The organism is Nesterenkonia sp. NBAIMH1, from assembly GCF_007922635.1.
Taxonomy (GTDB): Bacteria; Actinomycetota; Actinomycetes; order Actinomycetales; family Micrococcaceae; genus Nesterenkonia; species Nesterenkonia pannonica.
In genome coordinates this window covers 2,054,813-2,080,225 of the sequence record NZ_CP042335.1, presented here as the reverse complement: position 1 = coordinate 2,080,225, position 25,413 = coordinate 2,054,813, and the positions used below count along the sequence as shown (strand labels likewise).

At 67.5% G+C, this 25,413-nt stretch carries 23 protein-coding genes and 2 tRNA genes; 13 read left to right on the top strand and 12 right to left on the bottom strand.

Features of this window, described 5'->3' with window-relative positions; translation table 11 throughout:
• Window positions 1–4: 4 nt before the first annotated feature.
• The 5 genes from ureB to FS388_RS09940 are packed head-to-tail and all read left to right on the top strand — an operon-like array spanning window position 5 to window position 4,198.
• A complete protein-coding gene (gene ureB, locus FS388_RS09960; RefSeq protein WP_146341278.1) occupies window positions 5–358 on the top strand; it encodes an urease subunit beta in 354 nt (117 codons plus the stop codon).
• Entirely contained in the window at window positions 358–2,061 is a 1,704-nt protein-coding gene (locus tag FS388_RS09955) for an urease subunit alpha (protein ID WP_146341277.1), read from the top strand. Before ureB ends, FS388_RS09955 begins: the two co-directional genes overlap by 1 nt.
• Window positions 2,061–2,750 (top strand): urease accessory protein UreF, encoded by a 690-nt coding sequence (locus tag FS388_RS09950; RefSeq protein WP_146341276.1) that lies wholly within the window; start codon window positions 2,061–2,063, stop codon window positions 2,748–2,750. The genes FS388_RS09955 and FS388_RS09950 overlap by 1 nt, the downstream gene beginning before the upstream one ends.
• Window positions 2,743–3,483, top strand: a complete 741-nt coding sequence (ureG, locus tag FS388_RS09945) for an urease accessory protein UreG (protein WP_246836180.1) — start codon at window positions 2,743–2,745, stop codon at window positions 3,481–3,483. The genes FS388_RS09950 and ureG overlap by 8 nt, the downstream gene beginning before the upstream one ends.
• Window positions 3,464–4,198 (top strand): urease accessory protein UreD, encoded by a 735-nt coding sequence (locus tag FS388_RS09940; protein WP_168198680.1) that lies wholly within the window; start codon window positions 3,464–3,466, stop codon window positions 4,196–4,198. The genes ureG and FS388_RS09940 overlap by 20 nt, the downstream gene beginning before the upstream one ends.
• 8 nt (window positions 4,199–4,206) lie before the next feature.
• Here the strand turns inward: FS388_RS09940 and FS388_RS09935 are convergent, their stop codons facing one another.
• The 7 genes from FS388_RS09935 to FS388_RS09905 form a co-directional block, all read right to left on the bottom strand.
• Complete coding sequence (locus tag FS388_RS09935) at window positions 4,207–5,757, bottom strand: PTS ascorbate transporter subunit IIC (RefSeq protein ID WP_146341273.1); 1,551 nt, start codon at window positions 5,755–5,757, stop codon at window positions 4,207–4,209.
• Between the two features lie 10 nt (window positions 5,758–5,767).
• Window positions 5,768–6,550, bottom strand: a complete 783-nt coding sequence (locus FS388_RS09930; protein ID WP_146341272.1) for a PTS sugar transporter subunit IIA — start codon at window positions 6,548–6,550, stop codon at window positions 5,768–5,770.
• Between the two features lie 64 nt (window positions 6,551–6,614).
• Entirely contained in the window at window positions 6,615–7,976 is a 1,362-nt protein-coding gene (locus FS388_RS09925; protein ID WP_146341271.1) for a GntP family permease, read from the bottom strand.
• Window positions 7,973–9,199 carry a glycerate kinase gene (locus FS388_RS09920; RefSeq protein ID WP_146341270.1) on the bottom strand — a complete coding sequence of 409 codons (1,227 nt, stop codon included), beginning with the start codon at window positions 9,197–9,199 and terminating at the stop codon, window positions 7,973–7,975. Before FS388_RS09920 ends, FS388_RS09925 begins: the two co-directional genes overlap by 4 nt.
• An 86-nt stretch (window positions 9,200–9,285) precedes the next feature.
• On the bottom strand, window positions 9,286–9,639 hold the full coding sequence (locus FS388_RS09915; RefSeq protein ID WP_146341269.1) for a helix-turn-helix domain-containing protein: 354 nt from the start codon (window positions 9,637–9,639) through the stop codon (window positions 9,286–9,288).
• A gap of 50 nt (window positions 9,640–9,689) precedes the next feature.
• Entirely contained in the window at window positions 9,690–10,406 is a 717-nt protein-coding gene (locus FS388_RS09910) for a sugar diacid recognition domain-containing protein (protein ID WP_146341268.1), read from the bottom strand.
• Window positions 10,407–10,434: 28 nt separating this feature from the next.
• The gene (locus FS388_RS09905; RefSeq protein WP_146341267.1) at window positions 10,435–10,872 is read right to left on the bottom strand and encodes a MerR family transcriptional regulator; all 438 of its coding nucleotides are present in this window, start codon (window positions 10,870–10,872) and stop codon (window positions 10,435–10,437) included.
• 209 nt (window positions 10,873–11,081) lie between these two features.
• On the opposite strand from FS388_RS09905, the gene FS388_RS09900 reads away from it, so the two are divergent.
• Window positions 11,082–12,581, top strand: a complete 1,500-nt coding sequence (locus FS388_RS09900) for a SulP family inorganic anion transporter (RefSeq protein ID WP_246836366.1) — start codon at window positions 11,082–11,084, stop codon at window positions 12,579–12,581.
• Window positions 12,582–12,633: 52 nt separating this feature from the next.
• Here FS388_RS09900 and FS388_RS09895 read toward each other — a convergent pair whose 3' ends face one another.
• Window positions 12,634–13,617 carry an alpha/beta hydrolase gene (locus FS388_RS09895; protein ID WP_146341266.1) on the bottom strand — a complete coding sequence of 328 codons (984 nt, stop codon included), beginning with the start codon at window positions 13,615–13,617 and terminating at the stop codon, window positions 12,634–12,636.
• Between the two features lie 209 nt (window positions 13,618–13,826).
• Window positions 13,827–13,900 (bottom strand) — tRNA-Arg (locus FS388_RS09890).
• A 307-nt stretch (window positions 13,901–14,207) separates the two neighbouring features.
• Between FS388_RS09890 and FS388_RS09885 the strand changes: the two genes are divergently transcribed.
• Window positions 14,208–16,055, top strand: coding sequence for a phosphoenolpyruvate carboxykinase (GTP) (locus tag FS388_RS09885; protein WP_246836179.1), 1,848 nt, complete (start codon window positions 14,208–14,210; stop codon window positions 16,053–16,055).
• Between the two features lie 68 nt (window positions 16,056–16,123).
• On the opposite strand, the gene FS388_RS09880 is transcribed toward FS388_RS09885, so the two are convergent.
• From FS388_RS09880 to upp, 3 genes are all read right to left on the bottom strand, one after another.
• Window positions 16,124–16,633 carry a histidine phosphatase family protein gene (locus FS388_RS09880; protein ID WP_146341265.1) on the bottom strand — a complete coding sequence of 170 codons (510 nt, stop codon included), beginning with the start codon at window positions 16,631–16,633 and terminating at the stop codon, window positions 16,124–16,126.
• A 14-nt stretch (window positions 16,634–16,647) separates the two neighbouring features.
• A complete protein-coding gene (locus FS388_RS09875) occupies window positions 16,648–17,451 on the bottom strand; it encodes a winged helix-turn-helix domain-containing protein (RefSeq protein WP_146341264.1) in 804 nt (267 codons plus the stop codon).
• Between the two features lie 150 nt (window positions 17,452–17,601).
• On the bottom strand, window positions 17,602–18,237 hold the full coding sequence (upp, locus tag FS388_RS09870) for a uracil phosphoribosyltransferase (RefSeq protein ID WP_146341263.1): 636 nt from the start codon (window positions 18,235–18,237) through the stop codon (window positions 17,602–17,604).
• Window positions 18,238–18,275: 38 nt separating this feature from the next.
• Here upp and FS388_RS09865 point away from each other — a divergent pair, with 38 nt between their 5' ends.
• The 6 genes from FS388_RS09865 (at window position 18,276) to FS388_RS09840 (ending at window position 25,375) form a co-directional block, all read left to right on the top strand.
• On the top strand, window positions 18,276–18,746 hold the full coding sequence (locus tag FS388_RS09865) for a nucleoside deaminase (RefSeq protein WP_371708242.1): 471 nt from the start codon (window positions 18,276–18,278) through the stop codon (window positions 18,744–18,746).
• Window positions 18,747–18,757: 11 nt separating this feature from the next.
• On the top strand, window positions 18,758–19,315 hold the full coding sequence (locus tag FS388_RS09860) for an adenine phosphoribosyltransferase (protein WP_246836178.1): 558 nt from the start codon (window positions 18,758–18,760) through the stop codon (window positions 19,313–19,315).
• A gap of 91 nt (window positions 19,316–19,406) precedes the next feature.
• A tRNA-Ser gene (locus tag FS388_RS09855) sits at window positions 19,407–19,492 on the top strand.
• Window positions 19,493–19,567: 75 nt separating this feature from the next.
• Window positions 19,568–20,026 (top strand): 23S rRNA (pseudouridine(1915)-N(3))-methyltransferase RlmH, encoded by a 459-nt coding sequence (gene rlmH, locus FS388_RS09850; RefSeq protein ID WP_146341262.1) that lies wholly within the window; start codon window positions 19,568–19,570, stop codon window positions 20,024–20,026.
• Window positions 20,019–20,693, top strand: a complete 675-nt coding sequence (locus tag FS388_RS09845; protein WP_146341261.1) for an NADPH-dependent F420 reductase — start codon at window positions 20,019–20,021, stop codon at window positions 20,691–20,693. Before rlmH ends, FS388_RS09845 begins: the two co-directional genes overlap by 8 nt.
• Before the next feature lie 38 nt (window positions 20,694–20,731).
• On the top strand, window positions 20,732–25,375 hold the full coding sequence (locus tag FS388_RS09840; RefSeq protein WP_146341260.1) for an ATP-dependent helicase: 4,644 nt from the start codon (window positions 20,732–20,734) through the stop codon (window positions 25,373–25,375).
• Window positions 25,376–25,413 lie beyond the last annotated feature (38 nt).

Below are 25,413 nucleotides of genomic sequence, written 5' to 3'. Positions count from 1 at the left end.
GACAATGGCAGGCGCATCCTCAGCAGGACCCGGCGCAGTCCGGGTGAAGCCGGGCAGGATCGAGCTCAACGCAGACCGGCGCGACGACGAGCGCATCACTTTGGTCTTCACCAACACCGGCGACCGACCCATCCAGATCGGCTCCCACCTGCATCTTCCGGCCGCCAACTCGGCCCTGGACTTCGACCGGGAGGCCGCCGAAGGCTTCCGCCTCGACGTGCCCGCCGGCGCGTCCCAAAGGTTCGAGCCCGGGGCATCGCGGCAGCTCGACTGCGTCGCACTCCGAGGCCGCCGACACGTCGCAGGCCTGCAGATCCGACGAGACTCCGACAGCACCTCGAACGGGGAGGAATCCTGATGGTCAGCATCGACCGCAACGCCTACGCAGCCATGTTCGGGCCCACCACCGGCGATCAGATCAGGCTCGGCGACACCGACCTGTGGATCGAGGTGGAGAAGGACCTCACCGTGGGCGGCGAGGAGGCCGTCTTCGGCGGCGGCAAATCCATCCGCGAATCGATGGCCCAAGGAACGGCCTCCCGGGCAGAGGGCGCCCTGGACACGGTGATCACCAACGCGATCATCCTCGACTGGTGGGGAATCGTGAAGGCCGACATCGGCATCCGTGACGGGCGGATCGCGGGGATCGGCAAAGCGGGCAACCCGGACATCGCCGACGGCGTGGACCCGCACCTGATCATCGGACCGGGCACCGATGTGATCGCCGGGGAGGGGAAGATCGTCACCGCCGGCGCCATTGACTCCCACGTCCACCTGCTCTCCCAGTCCCAGCTCCACGAGGCCCTGGCCACCGGCATCACCACGGTGGTGGGCGGCGGCACCGGGCCCTCAGAGGGCTCGAAGGCGACCACGGTGACTCCCGGGCCGTGGCATCTGGAGAAGATGCACCGCGCCCTGGACTCCATCCCCGTCAACGTCCTCCTGCTCGGCAAGGGCAATACGGTCTCGACCGCCGGTCTCGCTGAGCAGGCCCTCGGCGGGGCTGCCGGATTCAAAGTCCACGAGGACTGGGGCTCCACCCCCGCCGCCGTGGACGCCGCGCTGACCGCCGCGGAGAAGTGGGGGCTGCAGGTCGCCCTGCACTCGGACTCGCTGAATGAGGCCGGCTACGTGGACTCCACCATCCGCGCCATCGACGGCCGCTCCATCCACGCCTTCCACATCGAGGGAGCCGGCGGCGGGCACGCCCCGGATATTCTGACGCTGGCCTCGCTGCCGCACATCATTCCCGGTTCGACGAACCCCACCCTTCCGCACACCACCAACACGGTCGCGGAGCACCTGGACATGCTGATGGTCTGCCACCACCTCTCCCCCAACGTGCCGGAGGATCTCGCATTCGCCGAGTCGCGCATCCGCGGGACCACCATCGCGGCCGAGGACATCCTCCACGACATGGGGGCCCTGTCGATCACCTCCTCCGACGCTCAGGCGATGGGCCGCATCGGTGAGGTGGTCACCCGCACGTGGCAGGTGGCGCACACCATGAAGCACCGTCTGGGAGGCCTGCACGGCGGACTGCCGGCCGACAATGAGCGGGCCCGCCGCTATGTGGCCAAGTACACGGTGAATCCGGCGGTTGCCCACGGCATCTCCTACGACCTCGGGTCGGTGGAGACGGGCAAGCTCGCTGACCTGAATGTGTGGGACCCCCGCTTCTTCGGAATCCGACCCTCCAGTGTGATCAAGGGCGGGGCGATCGCGTGGGCCTCCCTCGGGGACCCCAACGCCTCCATCCCCACCCCGCAGCCCATCCTGCAGCGGCCGGCATTCGCCGATCTGAACGCGGGAGACTTCTCCGTCACCTACGTCTCCCCTGCCGCTCTGGAGGACGGCATCGAGGAGTCGCTGGGACTGCGAAGGACGGTCCGCGCGGTGGAGCCCACCCGCGACATCGGCAAGGCGGACATGAAGAACAACGATGCGCTGCCTCGCATTGAGGTGAAGCCGGACACCTTCGAGATCTCGATCGACGGGGAGCAGGTGGAGCAGCAGCCGGCGGAGAGGCTGCCGCTGGCCCAGTTCTACTGCATGTTCTGATGCCCACCGCCGCCCAATCCCCTGCCGCGCAGACGGTGGGGCTGCTTCTCGCCGACTCACGCCTGCCCTCCGGCGGCCATGTCTCCTCCTCCGGGCTGGAGCCTGCTCTGATGGGCGGGCTGGCCCGAGCGCAGGTAGGCGACTTTCTGCTTGTGCGTGCGCGCACCGCAGCCCTGACGGACGCTGCGTGCGCCGTGATGGTGCGGCACGCCCTGGCGCATCAGCCTGATCCGTCCGCAGCCCTGCTGCGGACGGATCGCGCCTGGGCTGCGCGGACGCCCAGCGGCGCGGCGCGGCAGATCGCCGCCGAACTGGGGCGGGGCCTGGTGCGTCTGGCCACATCCCTCTGGCCCGATGCGCCGGCCTTCCAGCCGCTGGGCAGGCGGCCCTCCCGTCCTGCAGTGATGGGCGCCATCGGAGCCCATGCCGCCATCGGGGCGGAGGAGTTGGTTCGGCTGGTGATCTACGACGACGCCGCAGCCGCTGCGGCCGCTCTGCTGAAGCTTGACCCCGGCGATCCCGCCGAGGCCATGAGCCTGGTCCTTGATGCCTGCGCCTCCGTGGAGGAGCAGGTCCCTGGAATCGCTGCTCTCACTGACCCCGCGGACATGCCCGCTGCGTCCGCGCCCCAGATGGAACACTGGATCGAGAATCATGCCCGCACCACAAGGAGGCTCTTCCGTGCCTGAGAACACTGCTGCCACCCCGTCCGCCCCGAAGGACCGCGCCCTGAGGCTGGGCATCGCCGGCCCTGTGGGGACGGGCAAGTCCTCGCTGATCGCCTCCGTCTGCCGCGCTCTGGGCGAGGAGCTGCGACTGGGCGTCATCACCAATGACATCTACACCGACGAGGATGCTCGATTCCTCCGCTCAGCGGGCGTCCTGGATCCGGAGCGGATCCGCCCCGTCGAGACAGGCGCCTGCCCCCACACCGCCATCCGCGACGATGTGACGGTGAACCTGATGGCTGCTGAGGACATCGAACGGGACTTCGCGCCGCTTGATGTCGTGCTCATCGAGTCCGGCGGAGACAACCTCACCGCCACCTTCTCCCCTGCCCTGGTGGATGCCCAGATCTTTGTGCTGGATGTGGCCGGCGGGGGCGACGTCGCCCGCAAGGGAGGTCCCGGCATCGGCCGCGCTGACCTACTGGTGGTCAACAAGACGGACCTCGCTCCCTATGTGGGCGTGGATGTGGAGCAGATGGTCGCTGACGCCGGCGAGGCTCGCGAGGGCCGCGCAGTGCTCGCGCTCTCGAAGCAGGATGAGGACTCGGTGGCCGCCCTGCGACGCTGGGTGCTGACGGTGCTCGCTGCGCACCGCGCCGGGGAGCACATTCCCCAGGACCCGGGCCCCATGGCACCGCATTTCCACGCCGATGAGGAGCATCCCGAAGGCGGGCATGTCCACAGCCACGCCTGATACTCGCATCCGGGTCCAGCGGGACGCGTCCCGGGCGCGGGCGCAGCTGGTGGTCGGGAAGCTGGCGCCGCGGCTGATCTCCAGAACCCCCGACCGGGTCCACGTGGGGATCACCGCGGCGGAGATGATCCTGCTCGATGCCGACCGCGTGCATCTGGATGTGGAGGTCGGCCCCGGCTGCACGCTGCACCTGGAGGACATCGGCGGGATGGTCGCCTACCCGCGCCGTCGCCCGCAGGAGCCCGGCCCCCCGGCGGAGTGGCACGTGTCGCTGCGCCTGGCGGAGGACGCCAGACTGGTGTGGGAGGGCCTTCCGTTCGTCATCGCGGAGTCCGCGGATGTGCAGCGGACCACCTCCGTGCAGATGGCTGCGGGCGCTCGGGCGCTGATCCGGGAGACGCTGGTGTGGGGCCGGTCCGGTGAGACGGGCGGACAGCTGCGCAGCACCACCCACGCCTATGACGACGCCGGCGACATCCTTTTCGAGGATCTCGCGGCTGATGCTGCTGCACCCGACCCGGGGATGCTCGGCGAGCACCGGGTGATGGACTCACTCATCGCTCTGGGCTTCGACCCGGAACCCGCACCGGGTGACCTGGTCCTCGCGGAGACGGGTGCCGTCGCCCGCCACCTGGGCGCCGACACCCACTCCTCCCCGCTCAGCGGGCGACTGGCTGTGTGGCGAAGGGATATGACAAGCTCACCCAGCAGCTGAGAGGTGGGCTACTGCGGGGGCGGAGGCGGAGCGGGAGCTCCCTTGGGCGGCGTGATCTTCGAATAGGACGCAGCCGTGCCGGCCGGCGCGACCCCATCGGCTGGGGCCTCGCTGTCGCCCCCACCGGCCCAGGACCGGTGAGGCGACGGGTCCCAGCCCACGTTGACCACCTTCACCTGCACGAGGATGGCAGCGCCGAGGATCAGCAGACCGAGCGCAGCGACGACGATGAGCCCGCCCAGGGATCCGATCCCGGCTCCGTAGCCGACCAGGATGCCGAACCACCCGAAGTCTGTGTCCCCGAACGTCGTGTTCGCTGTTCCGAAGTCTCCCAGGACCAGCAGAAGCACCGCGGGCAGGAAGGTGATCAGCAGGCCGTTCACGAAGCCGCCGGCCAGGGCCCCGATGCGTCCGCCCGTCGCGTTTCCGTAGACGCCCGCCGCGCCGCCGGTGAAGAAGTGTGGAACCAGGCCCGGGAGGATCAGCGCCAGGCCCAGGGCGGGGTTCAGCCACAGCGAGAGCACAGCCAGGCCGATCAGCCCTCCGACGAAGCTGGAGACGAAGCCGATGAGCACCGCGTTCTGGGCGTAGGGGAAGACGATCGGTGCGTCCAGAGCCGGCGTCGCACCGGGCACGATTTTGGCTGCGATGCCTTGGAAGGCCGGAACGATCTCGCCGAGGATCGTTCGGACGCCGAAGAGGATCACTGCGACGGCGATGCCGAACTGCAGACCCTGCGTCAATGACTGCATGATGAAGTTGCCGGGGTTCTCCGCCCCGCCTTCGAAGGCTTCGTACGCGGCCTCGCCCTCGCGTGCGAAGAAGATGAGCGCGACGATCACGTACATCAGCACCATCGACAGGGCGGTCGCGACCATGGAGTCGCGGAGGAAGCGCAGCCCCTCCGGAAGCTTGAGGTCTTCGGTGGATCGGCTGCGCCTGCCGCCGGTCACCCTCCCCACTGCACCGGCCGCTATGTAGCCGGCCGTGCCGAAGTGCCCCATGGCGATGGTGTTGTCCCCGGTGATGCGCCGCGTCCAGGGCTGTGAGAATGCCGGCAGCGACACCATCAGGATCGCCAGGAGGGCGCCGCCGACCCCCACAGTGACAAGGTCCGAGTATCCGGCGGTCGCGAGAACGATGGTCAGCAGGGTCGCCATGAAGAGGATGTGGTGGCCGGTGAGGAAGACGTAGCCGAGCGGGGTGAAGCGGGCCAGCACCAGGCTCAGCGCGAACCCGAGGATCATGAGCCAGGCAACCTGTGCTCCGAACTGCTCCTGCGCGATTCCGACGATCGCCTCGTTGGTGGGGATGACACCTTGGGCGCCGGTGGCTCCCTGGATCATGAACCCGAGCGGGTCCAGGGAGGCGACGACCAGGCCCGCACCGGCACCGATGAGCAGGAAGCCGAGGGTCGCCTTCACCGCCCCTCCGATGACCTGCCCGCTGGAGCGTTTCAGGGCGATGAGTCCGACAGCGACGATGATTCCGATGAGGAATGCGGGCACGGAGAGGATCTCGTTGACGAGGAACTCTGCGAAGACGATCAGCCAGTCCATGGTGCCTTCCCTAAACGTCGTAGATGTCGCGCAGAGCGCCGTCGAGCTCGGCGGTGCTGGTGAAGTTTCCGATCACGCGCACGGGAACTCCGACGTCCCCGAGCGTCTTGGCGATCTCACCGGAGGTCAGGATGGCAGCAGCTTCCTTCGCGCGGCCCCGAGCCGAGATGGTGTCGGTAGCTTCGACCGTGACGTGCCGGCCCCAGCCCCACGTCGAGAGCACCCCTTCGAGAGTGTTCTTCAGGAAGAGAGAGGTGCCCAGACCGTTGCCGCACACCGTGAGGATGAGGTGCTGATCCACGCTCCGGCTCCCCGCTGCGCCGGCGGCGCCGGAGGGCGCCTCGTCGCCGCTGAGAACGGCCTTCAGCTGAGCGGGCGTCTGCGCCGATTGGAGCCGGGCCATCGCCGACTCGTCTGCGAGCACGCCTGCCAGCTCCGCCATGGCGCTGGTGTGCGAGGAGTCATCCACGGCCGCAAGCCCCACCACAAGGCTCACGGGGTCGTTCTCCGCGTGGCCGAATTCGACCGGTTCGGACAGTCGGACCCAAGAAAGCCCAGTCCGCCGCACGGACTCAATAGGGCGTGCGTGGGCCAGGGCGAAGCCGGGTGTGAGAACAATGTAGGGGCCGTGCTCCTCAACGGAGTCGATCATCGCGCGGGTGTAGTCCTCCCCTGCAACTCCGCTCCTGTCCAGAAGCGCTCCGGCCTGCCGAATGGCGTCCCGCCAGTCAGCTGCTGACGCGTCCAGCAGAATGGCCTCGTCCGCGAGCATGTCCGCCAGCGCTGAACTCATCCCAAACTCCTCACTGAGCGGGTCGACCAACCGAAGTGTCAGTCCCTACATGATCTCACTCCATTTACAGCATGACCAGGCTGAGCAGCCAGACGGTGGCGAATGCTGTGATTCCCTGGATGGCCGTGGCCGTGGTGAGCGTCTTGTAGGCGGTGCCCACAGGAATGCGGCTGAGCTGGGAGACCACCCAGAAGAACGAGTCGTTGGCGTGGGAGACCATCATGGAGCCCGAGCCCACAGCCAGGACCGAGAGCACCGCCCCTTCGGTGGAGTCCAGTCCGAGTGAGCCCATCAGGGGTGCGACCAGTGCGGAGCCGGTGACGATCGCGACCGTCGAGGAGCCCTGCGCGGACTTCAGCGCCGCCGCGATGAGGAACGGCACCAGAAGGCCGAGTCCGAGTTCTGCGATGTTGTCCGCGAGGAAGTCGGTGAGCGGCGAAGCGTTGAGCACCGCACCGAAGGCCGCACCGGCACCGGTGATCAGCAGGATGGGTGCCGCCACCCGGATCGCCTCGGTGATGTCCTCGTTGAACCGCTTCAGCCGGTCCCGTCCTGAGACGAGGAAGACGGCTGCGATCAGGCCGAGAATGAGGGCGATGACCGGTGTGCCGAGGAAGATCAGGGCCTCCGTCAGAGTGCCGGCGCCGAAGGGCTCTCCGGGCAGCTGCGCCACAGACCCCAGGCAGATGAGCACCAGCGGCAGACCGATGGGCAGGAAGGCGAGCGCCGGGTGCGGGAGCTTGCCGTAGGAGGCGCGCAGAGCGTCGTAGTTCTGGACCTCGATGTCGTCCTCGCGCTCGGCGGGCAGGGCGGCGAACTCCTTGTGGGACAGGCGTGAGGCGAACAGCAGGGCAGCCATTGCGGCGACCAGGGAGACCAGCAGTCCAAGCGGGATGATCAGGCCGAGCTCGCTGGTGACGCCCAGCTCTTCGGCGGCGGCCAGCGGGCCGGGGGTGGGCGGCACCAGGTTGTGGGTGGCGAAGAGGCCCGTCATCAATGCGGTGGAGGTCGCCAGCGCGGAGATGCCGGCCCGAGCGGTGATCGCCTTCCGCAGGGAGTTCAGGATCACGTAGCCGGAGTCGCAGAACACCGGAATGGAGACGATGTAGCCGATGAGCGTCATCGTCAGGTTGGGGAACCGCTGGCCGATCAGTTTGATGATCACGTCCGCCATGGCGATGGCGCCCCCGGAGCGTTCCAGGATCACACCGATCATGGTGCCGAAGATGATCACCAGACCAATGTTGCCCAGAGTGCTCCCGAAGGCCTCCGTGACGGTGGAGACGCTCTCCTCCAGGGGGATCCGGTACAGGAATGTCCCCAGAAGGGCCGCACCCAGCAGGGCGAGGAACGGACTGACCTTCCAACGGGCGGTGACCAGCACGATGGCGGCCACCAGGGCGATGAGGATGAGCAGATCGATCATGGCGCAGAACTCCTTTGTTCCGTGTTCTTCTGTGGGTGTGAGGCCGGCTGGGCGCTGAGGAAGACCCTGAGGACCTGTTCGGCCGTGCTGCTGATGCGGCTGGTCGCTTCCGCGCAGAGCTCATCCAGCGACTCTGGGCGGGCCGCGATGGAAAAGGCTGCGGTCAGACCTGCTGCCGCACACTGCGAGGAGTCGAGGTCCACCGCGCCGGCGAGCGCTATCACCGGGATCTGCTCAGGCGTGAGGCGCCGCACGGTCCCCACCACCTTGCCGTTCAGCGACTGTGAGTCCAGGCGCCCTTCCCCGGTGAGGACGAGATCGGCCTCCTCGAGGACGCGATGGGCGCCCAAGGACTCCGCAACGAGCTCTCCGCCGGGCACGATCTCGGCATCGAAGAGGCTGACGAGCGGTGCTGGTATCCCGCCGGCTGCCCCCATGCCAGGCTCGTCCCGCACATCGTGGCCTGCCTCGGCGGCGAGTATGTCGGCGAATGTGGTGAGGGCGGCCTCAAGGGCTTCGATGTCTTGCGGGGACGCGCCCTTCTGCGGGCCGAAGACGGCGGCAGCACCCTCTGGTCCCAGCAGCGGGTTGGTGACGTCGCAGGCGATGCGCCACCGGACCTTCGACGCACGCGGGTGCAGGCTCTGCGTCTCGATGCGCGCCAGGTCTTGGAGGGCTCCCCCGCCCGGTCCGATCTCCTGGCCGGCGGTGTTCAGCAGCCGCGCACCGAGGGCCTGCAGGATGCCCGCCCCACCGTCTGTGGTCGCGGAGCCGCCGATGCACAGGAGGATCTCCTCACATCCGGCGTCGAGCGCGGCGGCGATGACAGTGCCGACCCCATAGCTCGTGGCCTCTTGGGGCTGCAGGGGCATATCGCTCACGGTGGGCAGTCCGTTGGCCTCAGCGGCTTCGATCAGCCCGGTCAGCTTGCCGCGGACCTCCGAGACGGCGAACCGTGCCTGCGCGGGACGACCCAGGGCATCGGTGGTTGCGACCTGCTGCGGCTCCACCGCCCATGCGCTGCAGATGGCGTCCAGGGTGCCCTCACCACCGTCGGCGAAGGGCAGAATGCTGAGCTCGACGCTCCGCTCGTTGGCTTCGGCGGCGCGGTCCGCGCCTTCGCCCATGGCCCGAGCCGCTTCAGCGGCGGTGGCGCTGCCTTTGAAGGAGTCCGGGATGACTGCGATGCGCAGCGGCGAAGACGACGGCATTGTCGATGGCATGCATCACAGAGTAGGGGACCACCTGTGACTCGCGACACGTCAGAATGAACATAATCACTCGCGAATACCCGGCCCATATATGTGCATCAGGGTCCAATGGATGCGGGAGCGGACTCAGCGGCCATCAGGGCCAGGCGCAGCAGCGTCGCCTCATCCGCCCGCTTGAGGTCCAGGCCGGTCACGGTGCGGATCCGGGTGATGCGCTGCAGCAGCGTATTTCGGTGAATATAGAGCTGGCGTCCTGCCTCGGCAAGAGACTCGGCGCTCGTCACAGCGCGCACTGTCTCTCGGTGCGGGACGGAGAGCCGTCCGCCGATTTCTGCGAACCGTCCCATTGTGGGCTGAGGAAGGTGTGCGACGGCGATCGCCAGCTCTGCTGGGACATTCTCGGTCTGGTCAGGCTTGGGCAGCAGGCCCGCCGTCCGGCCTAGGGCGGCCATGTCCTGTCCCCAGGATCGCAGGGTCGACAGATCCGGGATGCCGCTGACGGTCAGCCTGCGAGCGTCGCTGCCCGCCAGATCCTCGTCGAACGCACCTCTGGCCGCGACGGCCCACAGCAGGCCGCGCCACACGACGGCCCGGGCGGGCCGGGGACGCGAGGTGCGGTGCCGTCATTGACCGCCATCACGAGCTGCTCCGCCTTCTCGGGCGGCTGCGCGGAACCGTCCTGCCGGGGATGGGCGGACGCCCAGACGCCTAGGCACCAGGGCCCCTTCCCGATCTCTGCGACGGTGAGCAGCTCCTGAGCCTTGGCGAGCGACTGCCCGTCGGAGACCAGGGCGGCGATGATCTCCCGGGCGCGGCTGCGGGCTGCCATGGAGCTGCGGTGCTCGCGCTCCTGCTCGATCAGCAGTTCGACCGTGAGCACCACGACTTGGGCCACCGGCTCCACCTCGCGCGGGTCGCCGGTGATGCCGATGACGCCGCTGAGCCCCCCGTCGATGGTCAGCGGGAGGTTGATTCCGGGCTTGTCAGGGATTCCCTCCACCGGCTGGCTTATCGTGACAGCCCGGCCGGTCCGCAGGACTTCGACGGCAGCCCGGTGCTCAGCGCCGATCCGTTCGGGATCCGTGGAGGCGACGATGATGCCCGAGGAGTTCATCAGGTTGATGTGCTGGTGCACGGCGGGCGCGAGCACATCAACAATGCGCTGACCCAGCCCGCCGGAGGCGGCCCCGTGGCTCACTGCGTCCCACCATGAGTTCATGGTCCGATCCTAGATCGGCGGGCCGCAGCTACGAGGCTCGGCCCTGTGCCTCGGATTGGAGCCGTTCGATCAACTCGTCTGCCATCGCCAGTCTGCTCGCCAGCTTGTCCCGTCTGCTGCGGGCGTCGGCGATGAATTCTTCGAGGCTGCGCCGTTTTTCCTCGGTGGGCGCCTTGTCCTCAGCGTCGATGAGGTGGAGAAGCTCACGCATCTCCTCCAGGGAGAACCCCAGCGGCTTCATGCGGCGGATCAGCAGAAGGCGCTCCACGTCATCGGGGGTGTAGAGACGGAAACCGCCTGACGTCCGACCGTTGGGGCGCACCAGCCCGACCTCGTCGTAGTGACGCAGCGTCCGCAGAGACAGCTCGGTCTGCTCGGCGACGGCGCCGATGTGCATGGTGTCCCCAGTCCCGCTCGGCGCCCCGGAGGAATGCGTACTGTCAGTGGCAGCGCCATCATGAGTCATGCAGGACATTCTGCCTACATTTGAGTGGGGACTCTAACTTCACGTTAAGGTAAGGTTGCCCCGTTCGCCCTGTGAGGCTTTTGACGCCAGTCCTCAGACCTCAGAGTTCCGGCGGCCCCTCACTCGACACTGGCAAAAGCGCCGAACTTCCGAAGGAGACATCTGTGTCCTCTGCCCCCGTGCCCGACCCCGCCGCCGAGCCTCAGGAAGTGACCGGCGCGCCGGAGGTGGACCGCTCGCAGTCGATCTGGGCGGCGCTGAAATCACCGAAGCGCCTGCGCATTGAGGTCCTTGCCGGGCTCGTCGTCGCTCTGGCACTGATCCCGGAAGCCATTGCGTTCTCCATCATTGCCGGCGTCGACCCCCGCGTGGGCCTCTTCGCCTCCTTCACCATGGCGGTCTCCATAGCGTTCCTGGGCGGACGGCCTGCCATGATCTCGGCCGCCACGGGAGCCATTGCTCTGGTGATTGCACCTGTGGCGCAGGAGTACGGGATGGACTACTTCATCGCCACGGTCATCCTTGCAGGGCTTCTGCAGATCCTGCTGGCAGTGATCGGCGTGGCCAAGCTCATGCGATTCATCCCCCGCTCGGTGATGGTCGGGTTCGTGAACGCGCTGGCCATTCTCATCTTCACCTCGCAGATCCCGCACCTGACGGACGTCCCATGGACGGTCTACGCGCTGGCGGTTCTGGGACTGCTGATCATCTTCCTGTTCCCGAAGCTGACCAGCGTGGTTCCCGCTCCCCTGGTCTCCATTGTGGTGCTGACGATCATCACGGTGGCGGCAGCTATTGCGGTTCCGACGGTGGGCGACGAGGGCGAGCTGCCGGATTCTCTGCCGGAGCTGTTCATTCCCAACGTTCCGCTCACCATGGAGACGCTGCAGATCATCTTCCCGTTCGCGCTGACGATGGCGCTGGTCGGCATCCTCGAGTCGCTGCTGACGGCGAAGCTGGTCGACGACGTCACCGATACGCACTCCAACAAGACCCGCGAATCCTGGGGCCAGGGCGCCTCCAACATGATCACCGGCTTCTTCGGGGGCATGGGCGGGTGCGCGATGATCGGCCAGACCATGATCAACGTGAAGGCCTCCGGCGCACGAACCCGGCTCTCCACGTTCCTGGCCGGCGTGTTCCTGCTGATCCTGGTCGTCACCCTCGGCGACGTCGTGGCCATCATCCCTATGGCGGCCCTGGTCGCTGTGATGATCTTCGTCTCATGGGCCACGTTCGACTGGCACAGCATTCATCCCACCACTCTGCGCCGCATGCCGCTCGCGGAGACCACAGTGATGGCCTCGACGGTGGTGGTCACCGTGTGGACGCACAACCTGGCCTACGGCGTCGGTGTCGGCGTGCTCGTGGCGATGGTGCTGTTCGCCCAGCGGGTTGCCCACTTCACCCGGGTGGTGCGGCTGGACAAGAGCGACGACGACAACCAGCGTGTGTACCGGGTGGAGGGCGAGCTGTTCTTCGCCTCGTCGAATGACCTGGTGTACCAGTTCGACTACACCGGCGACCCGACGGAGATCGTCATCGACATGTCAGGAGCCCACGTGTGGGACGCCTCCACGGTGGCCACTCTGGACGCGGTCCGCACCAAGTACGAGTCCAAGGGCAAGAACGTCACCATCGTCGGCATGGACAGCCAGAGCGCCGCACGCCACGACCGACTCAGCGGCAATCTCGGAGACGGGCACTGATCGGTCGAGTGCGTCGGTCCTGCATCGCGCAGGACCGACGCACCAACACCTGCTATCCCTTGAGTGAGCGCTTCAGCGCCCCCAGGAAGTCGCGGAAGTACGCATCCGTGACCTGTGCCTGCTCGTTCAAGTCGTACGCGTGATATGCCCCGGGATAGACATGCAGCTCAGTGGGGACGCCGGTCGCTATAAGACGCTGGGCGTACTCCATATCCTCTTCCAGGAACAGGTCCAGGGCACCGACACTGATGAACGTCGGCGGCAGTCCTGACACGTCTTCGACCCGGGCGGCCGCTGTATAGGGCGACACATCGTCGCCTCCCGGCTCGTGTCCGAGGATCGACGCCCAGCCGAAGCGGTTGTCTCCCGGCGTCCAGATGAACTCTCCGGCGTAGGGGTGAGCGTCGCGGGTGCTGGACGTGCGATCGTCGAGCATCGGGTAGATGAGGAGCTGGTAGGCGACGGGGAACTCACCTCGGTCTCGCGCCAGAATCGCCAAGCACGCAGCGAGCCCACCGCCGGCGCTGGCACCGCCCAAAGAGATCCGGGCCGCGTCGACCCCGAGCTCATAGGCGTTGGCGTGAAGCCACCGGAGGGCCGCGTAGCAGTCCTCCACCAGACCTGGGGCCTTGGTCTCCGGGGCGAGCCGGTAGTCGACCGAGGCCACGACCGCACCCGTCTCGTCTGCGATCCGTCGGCAGAGAACCTCGTCGGCGTCAGCTGAGCCGAGGACGTAGCCGCCACCGTGAATCCAGACCAGGGCCGCAGAGGAGGTCGTCCTGTTCTTCGGCTCGTAGTACAGCACTCGCACGTCAGGATCTCCCTCAGCCCCTGGTATGCGATGCTCGGTGGTCGTCACGTCAGGGAAAAGCTCCTGGGGGTCTGGTGCGCCCTCGACAGGGGCGCCGAACATCTCTCGGACGCTGGGGAGAGTCTCAGAGGAGAGATTCAAGGTCGGGAAAACGTCGAGGAGGTCAGCGATCTCGGGGTCGACGAGGTGCCGGGATCCTTTGGGGGCGTGGTTGCTCAGTGTCATGGCTTTCTTCTTTCTTCCACATGATGGCGGTCTGGTACGGCTCATCATGCGCCACGAACGTGACTTCCGTCACTACCAGAAGGACTGCTGCGTGCAGGCCGGCCTGCGTCCGGATGCCGCAGGCAGAATCGCCTGGCGCCAACACCCGAGTCGGGGCACAAAAAAGCCTCGACCCCTGAGATTCCAAGGATCGAGGCTTTTCGCTTCGGTGCGCCCATAGGGATTCGAACCCCAGACCTTCGGTTCCGTAGACCGACGCTCTATCCAGCTGAGCTATAGGCGCATGTTCCTGAGCTGTACATCTTACTGCCCTGTGGACCTCTAAGACTATACCGCCATAGGTCCCGGGCAACAAATCCCTGCACTGACTGTGAGCCTGCACACATTAAAGCCCCTTGTCATGCGGCTGTCACACGCGGCGGTTACAGTTGGAGCAGCTGTTCATCACTCAGGAGCCTGAGCGGACAGCGGGTCAATACGGACAAGGACGTCCGCGCACCGGTTCGCCGGGCCCGCTCGCCGCACAGCCCTCAGCACAGACAGCCACCCCAATTGAAGACAGCAACCTGTAACCCAATGGAGGGAAAACAGTGACCACCGTTGCAACGGCGCCCGGTTCGGCACATCCAGGGGATATTTCCAAGAACGCCCCCACAGATCATCAAGGCCTTCTGGCCTTCGTGCAGCAGATTGCTGACCTCACCACTCCCGCAGCCATCCACTGGGTGGACGGCTCCGAGAAGGAATACCAGACCCTCACCGACGAGCTCGTCGACGCGGGCACCCTCACCCGGCTGACAAGCCCCGAGTTCCCCAACTCCTTCGCGGCCTTCTCAGACCCGGCCGACGTCGCACGCGTCGAATCGCGGACCTTCATCTGCTCCGAGAACGAGCGCGACGCCGGCTTCACCAACAACTGGGTGGACCCCGAGGAGATGCGCGAAACCCTCAGCGGCGTCTTCGAAGGCGCCATGAAGGGGCGCACCATGTACGTCATCCCCTTCGTCATGGGCCACCTCGACGCAGAGGACCCCAAGTTCGGCGTGGAGATCACCGACTCCGGCTACGTCGTCACCAGCATGCGGATCATGGCCCGCATCGGCACCGACGTCCTGCGCCGCATGGAGCAGCTCGACGCGTTCTTCGTCCCAGCCGTCCACTCTGTCGGGTCACCCCTCGACGAGGGCCAAGAGGACGTGCCGTGGCCGTGCAACGAAGAGAAGTACATCGTCCACTTCCCCGAAACCCGTGAGATCTGGTCCTACGGGTCCGGCTACGGCGGCAACGCCCTGCTGGGCAAGAAGTGCTACGCCCTGCGCATCGCCTCAGCCATGGCCCGGGACGAAGGCTGGCTCGCCGAACACATGGTCATCCTCAAGCTGACCAGCCCCCAAGGCAAGAGCTACCACCTCTCCGCGGCCTTCCCCTCCGCCTGCGGCAAGACCAACCTCGCTCTCATCGACCCCTCCCTCGAGGGGTGGAAGGCCGAAACCCTCGGGGACGACATCACTTGGATCAAACCGGGGAAGAACGGCGAGTTCCGAGCCATCAACCCGGAGGCCGGCTACTTCGGCGTCGCCCCCGGCACCGGTTGGCACACCAACGCCAACGCCATGCGGGCCATCGCCAAGGGCAACACCGTCTTCACCAACTGCGCCCTCACCGACGACGGCGGCGTGTGGTGGGAGGGGATGACCGAAGAGCCCCCCGCCCACCTCATCGACTGGCAGGGCAACGACTGGACCCCCGACGCGGACCGTCCGGCAGCTCACCCCAATGCGCGGTTCTGCACGCCCATCGACCAGACCGACATGCTCGCCGACGAGTACTTCGACCCCGAGGGCGTGAAGCTCGACGCGATCCTCTTCGGCGGACGCCGCAAGACCACCGTTCCCCTGGTCACCGAGGCGCGCGACTGGAACCAAGGCATCTTCTTCGGTGCCACCCTCAGCTCCGAGACCACTGCGGCGCAGGAGGGCGCAGTCGGCAACGTGCGGCGTGACCCGATGGCCATGCTTCCGTTCATCGGATACGACGCCGGGGATTACCTCAAGCACTGGGTCGAGGTTTCCAGCGAGGCCGAGGCAGACAAGCTCCCCAAGATCTTCCTGGTGAACTGGTTCCGCCGCGGACGGGACGGCAAGATCGCCTGGCCCGGGTTCTCCGAGAACACCCGGGTGCTCAAGTGGATCATCGAGCGCCTCGAGGGCACCGCCGAAGCCCAGGAGACCGTCCTGGGCCACAACCCCACCATGGACGCCATCGACACCGACGGCCTCGACATCAGCGAGGCCGAGCTCGAAGACTCCATCACGGTGCGGCCTCAGGAGTGGAAGGAGGAGATCACCGGCATCGAAGAATGGTTCGACGAGTTCGGCGACTCCCTTCCCTCATCCATCACCGCCGAGCTTGACGAGCTCAAGCGCCGAGTGGGCTGAACGGCCCTCAGCCGCAGCGGCCGCTCTCTCCTCAGCGGGAGGGCGGCCGCTGCCGTGCTCAGCCCTGCTCACACCGCAGGGCGGTGAAAATCCGAAAGATCGGCGTTGCGGTGATCAAGCTCCGCCCACATGCCGCGGAAGCCGAACACGGCCAGTCCCGCCGGAGGCCAATTCTCAGCCATGCTGATCACAGCCTCTTCGACTGAATTCACGCTTGCCAGCTCCATGCTGACATCCTGGACGCCCGGCATATGGGCAACCAGAAGCAGCGTGTCCACGGTCTCAGGAGTCTCATTGAGGATCGAGCAGAGAGTGCGGGACGAGCCGAGGTACAGACGCGGATCCACATAGGGAGTGGAGCCCTTCTCCCCCATCACGGAACCGATCCAGATCGCCGTCTGCCGAGTGCGCATCGCGTCAGAGACCAGCACAGCATCAGGCCAATGGCTATGCTCGAGCAGGAGGCGGCCGACCTGACGCGCCTCCTCCTCACCGCGGGCGGTCAGATCACGCGAATGGTCCCCGCCGGAGAGGCTCATGCCAGCCTCGGCGTGGCGAAGGACGAGGAGCTTCTTCATCGAGTCAGCCCCGATCAGATGCTGTACTCAGGGGCCGCCCACACGGTCACCTCAGGGTGTTCGTAGAACCTGTAGCCCTGGCCGCGAACAGTGCGCACCGTGTTGGCCAGGCGCCCCAGCTTGGACCGCAGCCGCCTGATGTGGACGTCGATGGTGCGCTCGTTGGGCATCTGCTCGTCATCGATGCTGCGCCACAGCGCCTTCAGCAGCTCCTCGCGGCCCACCGTGCGGACCGAGTTGTCCACCAGGTAGTTCAGCAGTTCGAACTCCTTGTAGGTGAGATTCAGCGCCTGCCCGTCCAGCCGGACTTCTCGCCGCGCGAGATCGATGAGGACACCGTTGCTGGAGGCGGGCTGGGATGCCGCGGTCTGAGGCGACGATGGGGCGTCCGTCGGCCGGTTGGCGACGGTGGGGTCGCCCAGCGCCTGCCGGACCACCTCCAAGTCGGAGCCCTCGGCTGCCGCTGAGGCCATCGCCATAGCGATGTGAACCTGCGACTCAGGGGCGATGTGCTCCACATAGTCCCTGAGCTCAGTGGCGATCTTGTGCAGCGAGGTTCCCTCCGCAGCAGCGGTGTCCTCATCGAGCCCCACATAGATCACGAAACCGCGGGCCACCACATCAGGATGCGCCGCGGGAGCTCCTCTCCCGGCGCCGGCTACGACGGGCACAGGGGCGGTGCGGGGCGGATGCACGCCGTTCTTGGCGCCCGCTCCCCCGCTGCCGTCACGGCGGCGCCGCGCAGCCTCAGCCCGTCGCGCCGCATTTCGAACCGACACATGGACATAGCCTGGGTTCGAATTCGGCGATGCAGGCATGGAATCTCAAGCTTTCTGGCGGTGACGACCGGAAATGTGCGATCCCAAGCATCCATGTAATAAATCTCGAATGCAAGTAACATAAGCGCGGAGGTTCCACATAGTGAGACGTCTAGACGGTCTCGACGGACTTCTCCCGCGATTCAGCGGCTATTCGGCGAGGCCGTACAGCCGATCTCCAGCATCTCCCAAGCCTGGAACGATATAGGCCTTCTCGTTGAGCTTTTCGTCGATCGCCGCGGTGTACAGCCGAACGTCGAGCTCCCCGGCCTCCCGCTGAAGCCGCTCGATGCCCTCCGGAGCGGCCAGCAGGGTGATGGCTGTGATGCTCGCCGCCCCGGCCTCCTTCAGGTAGTGGAAAGCGGCCGCCAGGGTCCCGCCGGTGGCCAGCATGGGATCCAGCACGAACACCTGCCGGCCGGTCAGGTCGTGCGGAAGACGCTCGGCGTAGGTCACGATGTCGAGGGTCTGCTCGTCCCGAGCCATGCCCAGGAAGCCGACCTCTGCGGTGGGGATCATGGCGGCCATGCCGTCGAGCATGCCGAGCCCGGCACGCAGGATCGGCACCACCAGAGGCTTGGGCCCGGCCAGCCTGGTGCCCGTCATACGGGTCACCGGCGTCTCGATCTCCACCCCCTGGGTCGGCAGCGATTCGCTCGCCTCGTAGGCCAGGAGCATCACAAGCTCCTTGGTGAGGTCGCGGAACTGGTGCGACGGCGTCTCCGTACGACGGAGCTGGGTGAGCTTATGGGCGATGAGCGGATGCTCCACAACATGGACCTGCATAGGGCAAAACTACCGCACCCGCCGCGTAGCCTGACCCTATGATTCTGCGCAGCGCGGATGTCCAGCACCGCCTCATGGGCCGATGCCTCGAGCTGGCAGGGCAGGCGACCCCCTCAGGGGACGTTCCCGTAGGCGCCCTGGTCACGGACCCGGACGGTGAGGTGCTGGGTGAGGGATACAACACCCGCGAGCGCGACCGGGACCCTCTCGGCCACGCAGAGATGAACGCGCTGGCGGCCGCGGCTCGCACCCTGGGCAGCTGGCGCCTCGACGGATGCGGCCTCGTCGTGACGCTCGAACCGTGCCCGATGTGCGCGGGCGCCATCAGCCAGACACGCATCGCGGCCGTGGTCTTCGGCGCCTGGGATGAGAAGGCCGGCGCCGCCGGAAGCGTCTTCGACGTGCTGCGGGAGCCGCGGCTGAACCACTTCACCGAGACCATCCCCTCAGTGCGGGCCGAGGAGTCTGCGGAGCTTCTGCGCACCTTCTTCGAGACGTTCCGCCGCTAAACTTGCGCCCCATGCCAGCCTCATCGTTCCCGATGCCCGGAGTCCAGGCCCTCGACCACGCGCGCTCCCTCTTCGACACCGTGCCTGACTTTCCGCAGCAGGGCGTCAGCTTCCAGGACATCACTCCGGTCCTGGCGGACCCGACGGGGCTGCGGACCATCGCCGAAGGACTGCTTGCGCCGTTTGCGGGCCGCTTCACACATATTGCCGGCATCGAATCCCGCGGGTTTCTGCTGGCAGGCGTCATGGCGGGGCTCTGCGCAGAACGCGGCCGCCCGGCCGGAGTTCTGACCGTGCGCAAGGAGGGCAAGCTCCCGGCACCTGCGGCTCGGGTCCAATACAGCCTGGAGTACGGCACCGCCGCCATTGAGGCCCCGGACGTGCTCACCCCTGAGGACAGGGTGCTCATCGTCGACGATGTGCTCGCCACCGGAGGCACCATCGCCGCCTGCCGCCAGCTGATCGCCGAGCTGGGGGCGCAGAGCATCGGCGTCGGAGTGGTGATGCAGGTCGATGCCCTCAGGGGCCATGAGATCGCCGGCGACGTGCACACACTTTTTCACTGCTGACGCTGGCGCGAAACGTCGCGAGCGACCTCGCTTTGAGCCGAAGCCGCCCAAGCGCCTATAGTGGATAGGCACTGCTTCCGGGCAGTGGTGAGGTGCGGTGTCCGAGCGGCCGAAGGTGCGACACTCGAAATGTCGTGTAGGCAATCCCTACCGTGGGTTCAAATCCCACCCGCACCGCTCTTCCAGCTGCGGCCCCGGACCCCTCCTCGGGTCGGGGCCGCAGCTGTATCCTCCAATGGGTGAGAGGAGCGCATGGGCATCACAGCGGTTGCCGTCGGCAAGAAGCATGAGGACTGGGTCCGGCCGGGCATTCAGCGCTACGCCCAGCGCATGCGCAGGCATCACGAGATCACGTGGAAGCTTCTTCCCCATTCCCAGCGCGAAGGCGACGCCGCCCGCGAGGAGGAGTCCGACCGCATCCTCAAAGCCCTCAAGCCTCAGGACTTTGTGGTGCTCCTCGACGAGCGCGGCAGCAGCCTCACGTCGCCCCAGCTCGCTGCCGCGCTGCAGAAGCAGTTCGACACCGGAAAGAACGTCGTCATGGTCATCGGCGGCGCGTACGGGGTCAGTGCGGAGCTCCAGAAGCGCGCCGACCTAGTATGGTCGCTCTCCGGACTCGTCTTCCCGCACCAGCTGGTCCGACTCATCATCGCCGAGCAGATCTATCGTGCGCAGGAGATCTCGGCGGGAAGGCCGTACCACCATGAATAGCGCCCCCGAGCAGTCCGCAGCCCCCGTGGTGGGCATACTCGGCGCGGGCCGAGCAGGCACCGCGTTCGCCCGAACCCTCCTGCGCGCAGGCATCGAGGTCGACATCTGCTCGACGAGGTCCCCCAAGGCCCTCCGGCACCACCTGAAGATCTACGCGCCGGGTGCGCACCCGGTGGAGCAGGACGTGATCGCCCAGCGCACCCGTCACAGCGGGCCAGGAATCGTGGTGCTCGCTGTGCCGCAGGAGGAGCTGGACGAGGTGGATCCGGACGTCGCGGCCGGCACGGTTCTGATCGACGCGACCAACACCTGGCACGATGAGATCCTGCCCGGCTGGCTCCAGGCCGCCGTCGATGAGCAGATGCCCACCAGTCAGGGCATTGCGGGCCGGTTCCGCCGCAGCAGCGTGGTCAAGGCGCTCAATCACATCTCCCACCACGAGCTGGAGGATGCAGCCGACCCCGACCTTCCGATGTCTCAGCGCCGGGCAGCTGCCCTGGCCGCCGACAGCGACGAGGCTCGAGCGCGCGCCATGGCGCTGCTGGTCCGCATGGGGCTGGACCCGGTATCGATCGGCCCCCTCGCCGCAAGCAGCCTCATGGAGCCCGGCGGTCCGCTCTTCAACCGGCCCCTGCGCCGCCCGGACATCCTGCGGCACATGCCGTGACCGGCAGCAGGTCAGAGGCGGCTTCTAAGGTGGAGGCCATGACAGCGCTGGACCAGTTCTCCGAGGCCACAAGAACGTGGTTCGGCGCCGCCTTCGGCTCCCCGACCTCAGCCCAGAAGGGCGCCTGGCGCTCAGTCGCCGCCGGCCGCAGCGCCCTGGTCGTCGCGCCCACCGGATCGGGAAAGACGCTCTCAGCGTTCCTGTGGAGCATCGACCGGCTCATGCGAGCCTCCACGGCACCTGCGGACGAGGCCGGGGACGGCTCACCACGGCCCGCCCCGTCGAAGGGCTCACCTCCCACCGGGGGCACCCGAGTCCTCTACATTTCGCCGCTGAAGGCGCTGGGAGTCGACATCGAGCGGAACCTGCGCTCCCCCCTGGTGGGCATCCGGCATACGGCCGAGCGCCTGGGCAGCCCATCGCGGACCATCAGCGTCGGTGTGCGCACCGGAGACACCACGTCGAAGCAGCGCCGCGACCTGCTCCGCCAGCCTCCGGAGATCCTCATCACCACTCCCGAGTCCCTGTACCTGATGCTGACATCCCGTGCCCGCGAAACGCTCACGGGAGTCGATACGGTCATCATCGACGAGGTCCACGCTCTGGCCGGCACCAAGCGCGGGGCCCACCTCGCCGTCTCTCTCGAGAGGCTCGATGAGCTGCGCCGTCAGCAGGAGGAGGGGCCGAACTCGCCTGCTCAGCGGATCGGGCTCTCGGCCACAGTGGAGCCGAAGGACGAGGTGGCGCGGTTCTTGGGCGGTTCGCAGGCCGTAGACATCGTCGCCCCGCCGGCGGACAAGCAGTGGGACATCACCGTCTCAGTGCCCGTGCCGGATATGTCCGCCCCGGAGGTCGTCTCAGGGGGCGGCGAGGACGGCGGGCAGCCCATGCAGCCGTCCATCTGGCCCCACGTGGAGCACCGCGTGGTGGACCTCATCGCTCAGAACCGGTCCACCATCGTGTTCGTGAACTCTCGACGCCTGGCAGAGAAGCTCACCGGCCGCCTCAACGAGATCTGGCGCGAAAGGGCGGAGCACAGCGACGCCGAGTCAGAGGAGAGCTCCGAGGGCGACCAGGAGCCCGCGGCTCTCGCCAAGGCCCACCACGGCTCCGTCTCGAAGGACCAGCGCGCCATCATCGAGGATGATCTCAAGGGCGGACGGCTCCGCTGCGTGGTGGCCACCAGCTCGCTCGAGCTCGGCATCGACATGGGGGCCGTGGACCTGGTCATTCAGGTCGAGGCCCCGCATGCGGTCTCCGCCGGCCTGCAGCGCCTCGGCCGGGCCGGGCACCAGGTCGGCGAAGTCTCCGTGGGATGGTTCTTCCCCAAGCATCGCGGGGACCTCATCAGCACAGCCGTCATCGTCGACCGCATGCTCTCCGGACGCATCGAGGCGCTGCGGATCCCGCGCAGCCCCCTGGACATCCTGGCCCAGCAGACCGTGGCCGCCGCAGCGATGGACACCCTCGACGTTGAGGCCTGGTTCCAGCTGCTCCGGCGCAGCGCTCCCTTCGCCGCCCTGCCACGCTCCGCCTACGAAGCCACTCTGGATCTCCTCGCCGGCCGGTACCCCTCCGACCGGTTCGCCGAGCTTCGGCCGCGGCTGGTGTGGGACCGCGACGCCGGAACCCTCACCGGGCGCCCCGGAGCTCAGCGGCTTGCCGTCACCTCCGGAGGAACGATCCCGGACCGCGGCCTCTTCGGCGTCTACCTGGTCGGCCAGGAAGACTCCCGCACCGGCGGGCGGCGCGTCGGGGAGCTCGACGAGGAGATGGTCTACGAGTCCCGGGTCGGGGATCTCTTCGCTCTGGGCGCCACCAGCTGGCGGATCGAGGAGATCACCTTCGACCGCGTGATGGTCTCCCCCGCGTTCGGCCAGCCCGCCAACCTGCCGTTTTGGCACGGCGACGGCCTCGGCCGGCCCGCTGAGCTCGGAGAGGCGATGGGCGAGTTCGTGCGCCGCGTCCGCAGCGGCGACGCGGCGCTTGCTCCGCAGCTTGAACACCTCGGGCTGGACCAGTGGGCGCGCGAGAACCTCCTCCGCTACATCGAAGACCAGCACGCCGCAGCAGGCGAGGTCCCCAGCGACACCACACTGGTCATCGAGCGCACCACCGACGAGCTCGGTGACTGGCGGATCATTCTGCACTCCCCCTATGGGATGCAGGTCCATGCCCCGTGGGCCCTCGCTGTAGGGGCGCGGCTCACAGAGCGCTACGGGCTCGACGGGGCTGCGTTCGCCGCCGACGACGGGATCGTGCTGCGGGTCCCCATGATGGACGAGGACCCTCCAGGGGCCGAGCTGTTCACCTTCGAGCCCGACGAGCTCGAAGAGGCCGTCATCTCACACGTCTCGAACTCAGCCCTCTTCGCCGCACGATTCCGGGAGACCTCATCCCGTGCGCTGCTGCTGCCCAGGCAGAACCCCACCCAGCGCACGCCCCTCTGGCAGCAGCGGCAGCGAGCATCCCAGCTCCTGGAGGTCGCAGCCGGCTACTCAGACTTCCCGCTGATCGTGGAGACCATGCGCGAGGTGCTGCAGGACGTCTACGACCTGCCCGCCCTGAAAGACCTCACGCAGCGGCTCGAGCAGCGCAGAATCCGCCTCATCGAGACCACCACCTCACAGCCGTCACCCTTCGCGCAGAGCCTGCTGTTCGGCTACATCGCCCAGTACCTCTACGAGGGCGACTCCCCTTTGGCTGAGCGCCGGGCCGCCGCGCTCAGCGTCGACCCCCGGCTGCTCAACGAGCTCCTCGGCCGTGTGGAGCTGCGGGAGTTCCTCGATGCCGCCATCATCGAAGAGTCCCAGAACTACGCCCAGCGGCTGAGTCCCTCCCGAAGGCTGCGAGGCGACGCCGAAGGCGTTGCAGACCTCCTTCGGCTGCTCGGCCCCCTCAGCGCCGAGCAGCTGGCGCGCAGACTCCGGAATCCCGAACAGGACGATGAGGAGGTCCACGCAGCGCAGGAGCACGTCCGCACCTGGGCGCACGAGCTCATCTCTGCCCAGCGGGCCTTCCCGGTCAGCTGGCACGGCGAAGAGCGCTTCGCTGCCGCGGAGGACGCCGCGCGCCTGCGGGACGGCCTCGGCCTGCCGCTGCCCCAAGGCATTCAGCAGGTCTTCCTGGAGCCGGTCGATGATCCGCTCGGCGACCTATTATCCCGCTACGCGCGCAGCCACGGCCCCTTCACACCTGACGCCGCGGCGGCCGCGCTCGGCCTCCCCCTCGCCGCGGTGCAGCAGACCCTCGACCGTCTCGCCGAGCACGGGCGGATCGTGGAAGGCCTGTTCACCCCTGACCGCACCACTCCGGTCGACCGCGAATACTGCGAAACCGACATGCTGGGCCGCATCAGGCGCCGCTCCCTGGCCGCCCTGCGATCTGCGGTGGAACCAGTGCCCACCGCCGCGTACGCCCACTTTCTGACGGAATGGCAGTCCGTCGCGCCCGGATCCCGGCAGGAGGGGACGGCCGGACTGGCCGACGTGCTCTCGCAGCTGGCCGGCTATCCCGCCCCCGCGAGCGCCTGGGAGAGCTTCATCCTGCCGGCGCGGGTCCGCGACTACACGCCGTCAATGCTGGACGAGCTGCTCAGCGCAGGCGAGGCGGTGGTCACCGGGCATGGTGAGCTCGCCGGGCACGACGGCTGGATCAGCATCACGCCGACCGCCGACGCCGACGCGTTGGAGCAGCGCAGCCGTGGAGAGCAGCTCGCTGAGGCGCACCATCAGGTGATGGAGGTTCTGGAGCGTGGGGGTGCCTGGTTCGCCGAGGCGATCGCCGGCGCCGCGGAGCTCTCGGTCACGGCCACCCAGAACGCGCTCTGGGAGCTGTTCTGGACCGGCCGTGCAGCACCCGACAGCTTCGCTCCCATCAGGACGAGGCTCAGCGGCGGCAGCACAGCCCACAAGCGGAAGCCCTCCGCCTCCCGGACTCGCCACACGTCCCGCCGCATGGCCCTGAGGCGCGCTGCGGACGCGCAGCAGGCGCGCACGGGCACCACCGGCGGCACGCCCTCCGGAGGGCGGTGGTCCCTCATCTCCCAGCCTCAGGCCGACGACCCCGCCGCAGTCGCCTCCTCGGCGCATGCTCGAGCCGAAATCCTTCTGGACCGGTACGGCGTCCTCACCAGAGGCTCCGTCGCCTCGGAGGACGTCCCCGGCGGCTTCGCCGGCGTGTACAAGGTGCTCGCGGCAGCAGAGGCCGCAGGGCAGGTGCGCCGCGGCTACTTCATCGAAAAGCTCGGCGCGGCCCAGTTCACCTCCTCCGCCACCGTGGACCGGCTGCGTGACATCGGCGAAGGCATGGAGGACGGAAAGATCGGCGCCGCAATCGCCCTGGCAGCCGCCGATCCGGCCAACCCGTACGGAGCAGCCCTGGAGTGGCCCGCCCTGCCGGACATCAAGGCCCGCCCCGGGCGCAAGGCAGGCGCCGTCGTCGTCATGCACCGGGGGGACCTGGCCCTCTACATGGAGCGCGGCGGCAAGACGATGCTGCTCTACGTGGACCCAGATGAGGCCAAACCGGTCGCCGAGGCGCTGGTCACAGCACTGCGGCGCGCGAAGAGCCCACGCCTTGCAGTGGAGAAGGTCAACGGCGAGCCGGTGCTCACTCACCCGCTCGCCGCAGTGCTGCGGGAAGCCGGCTTCGACAGCAGCCCCAGCGGCCTGCGGCTCTGAGGACCCCGCCTGGACGCGGAGCATTCCACCAAGCGATA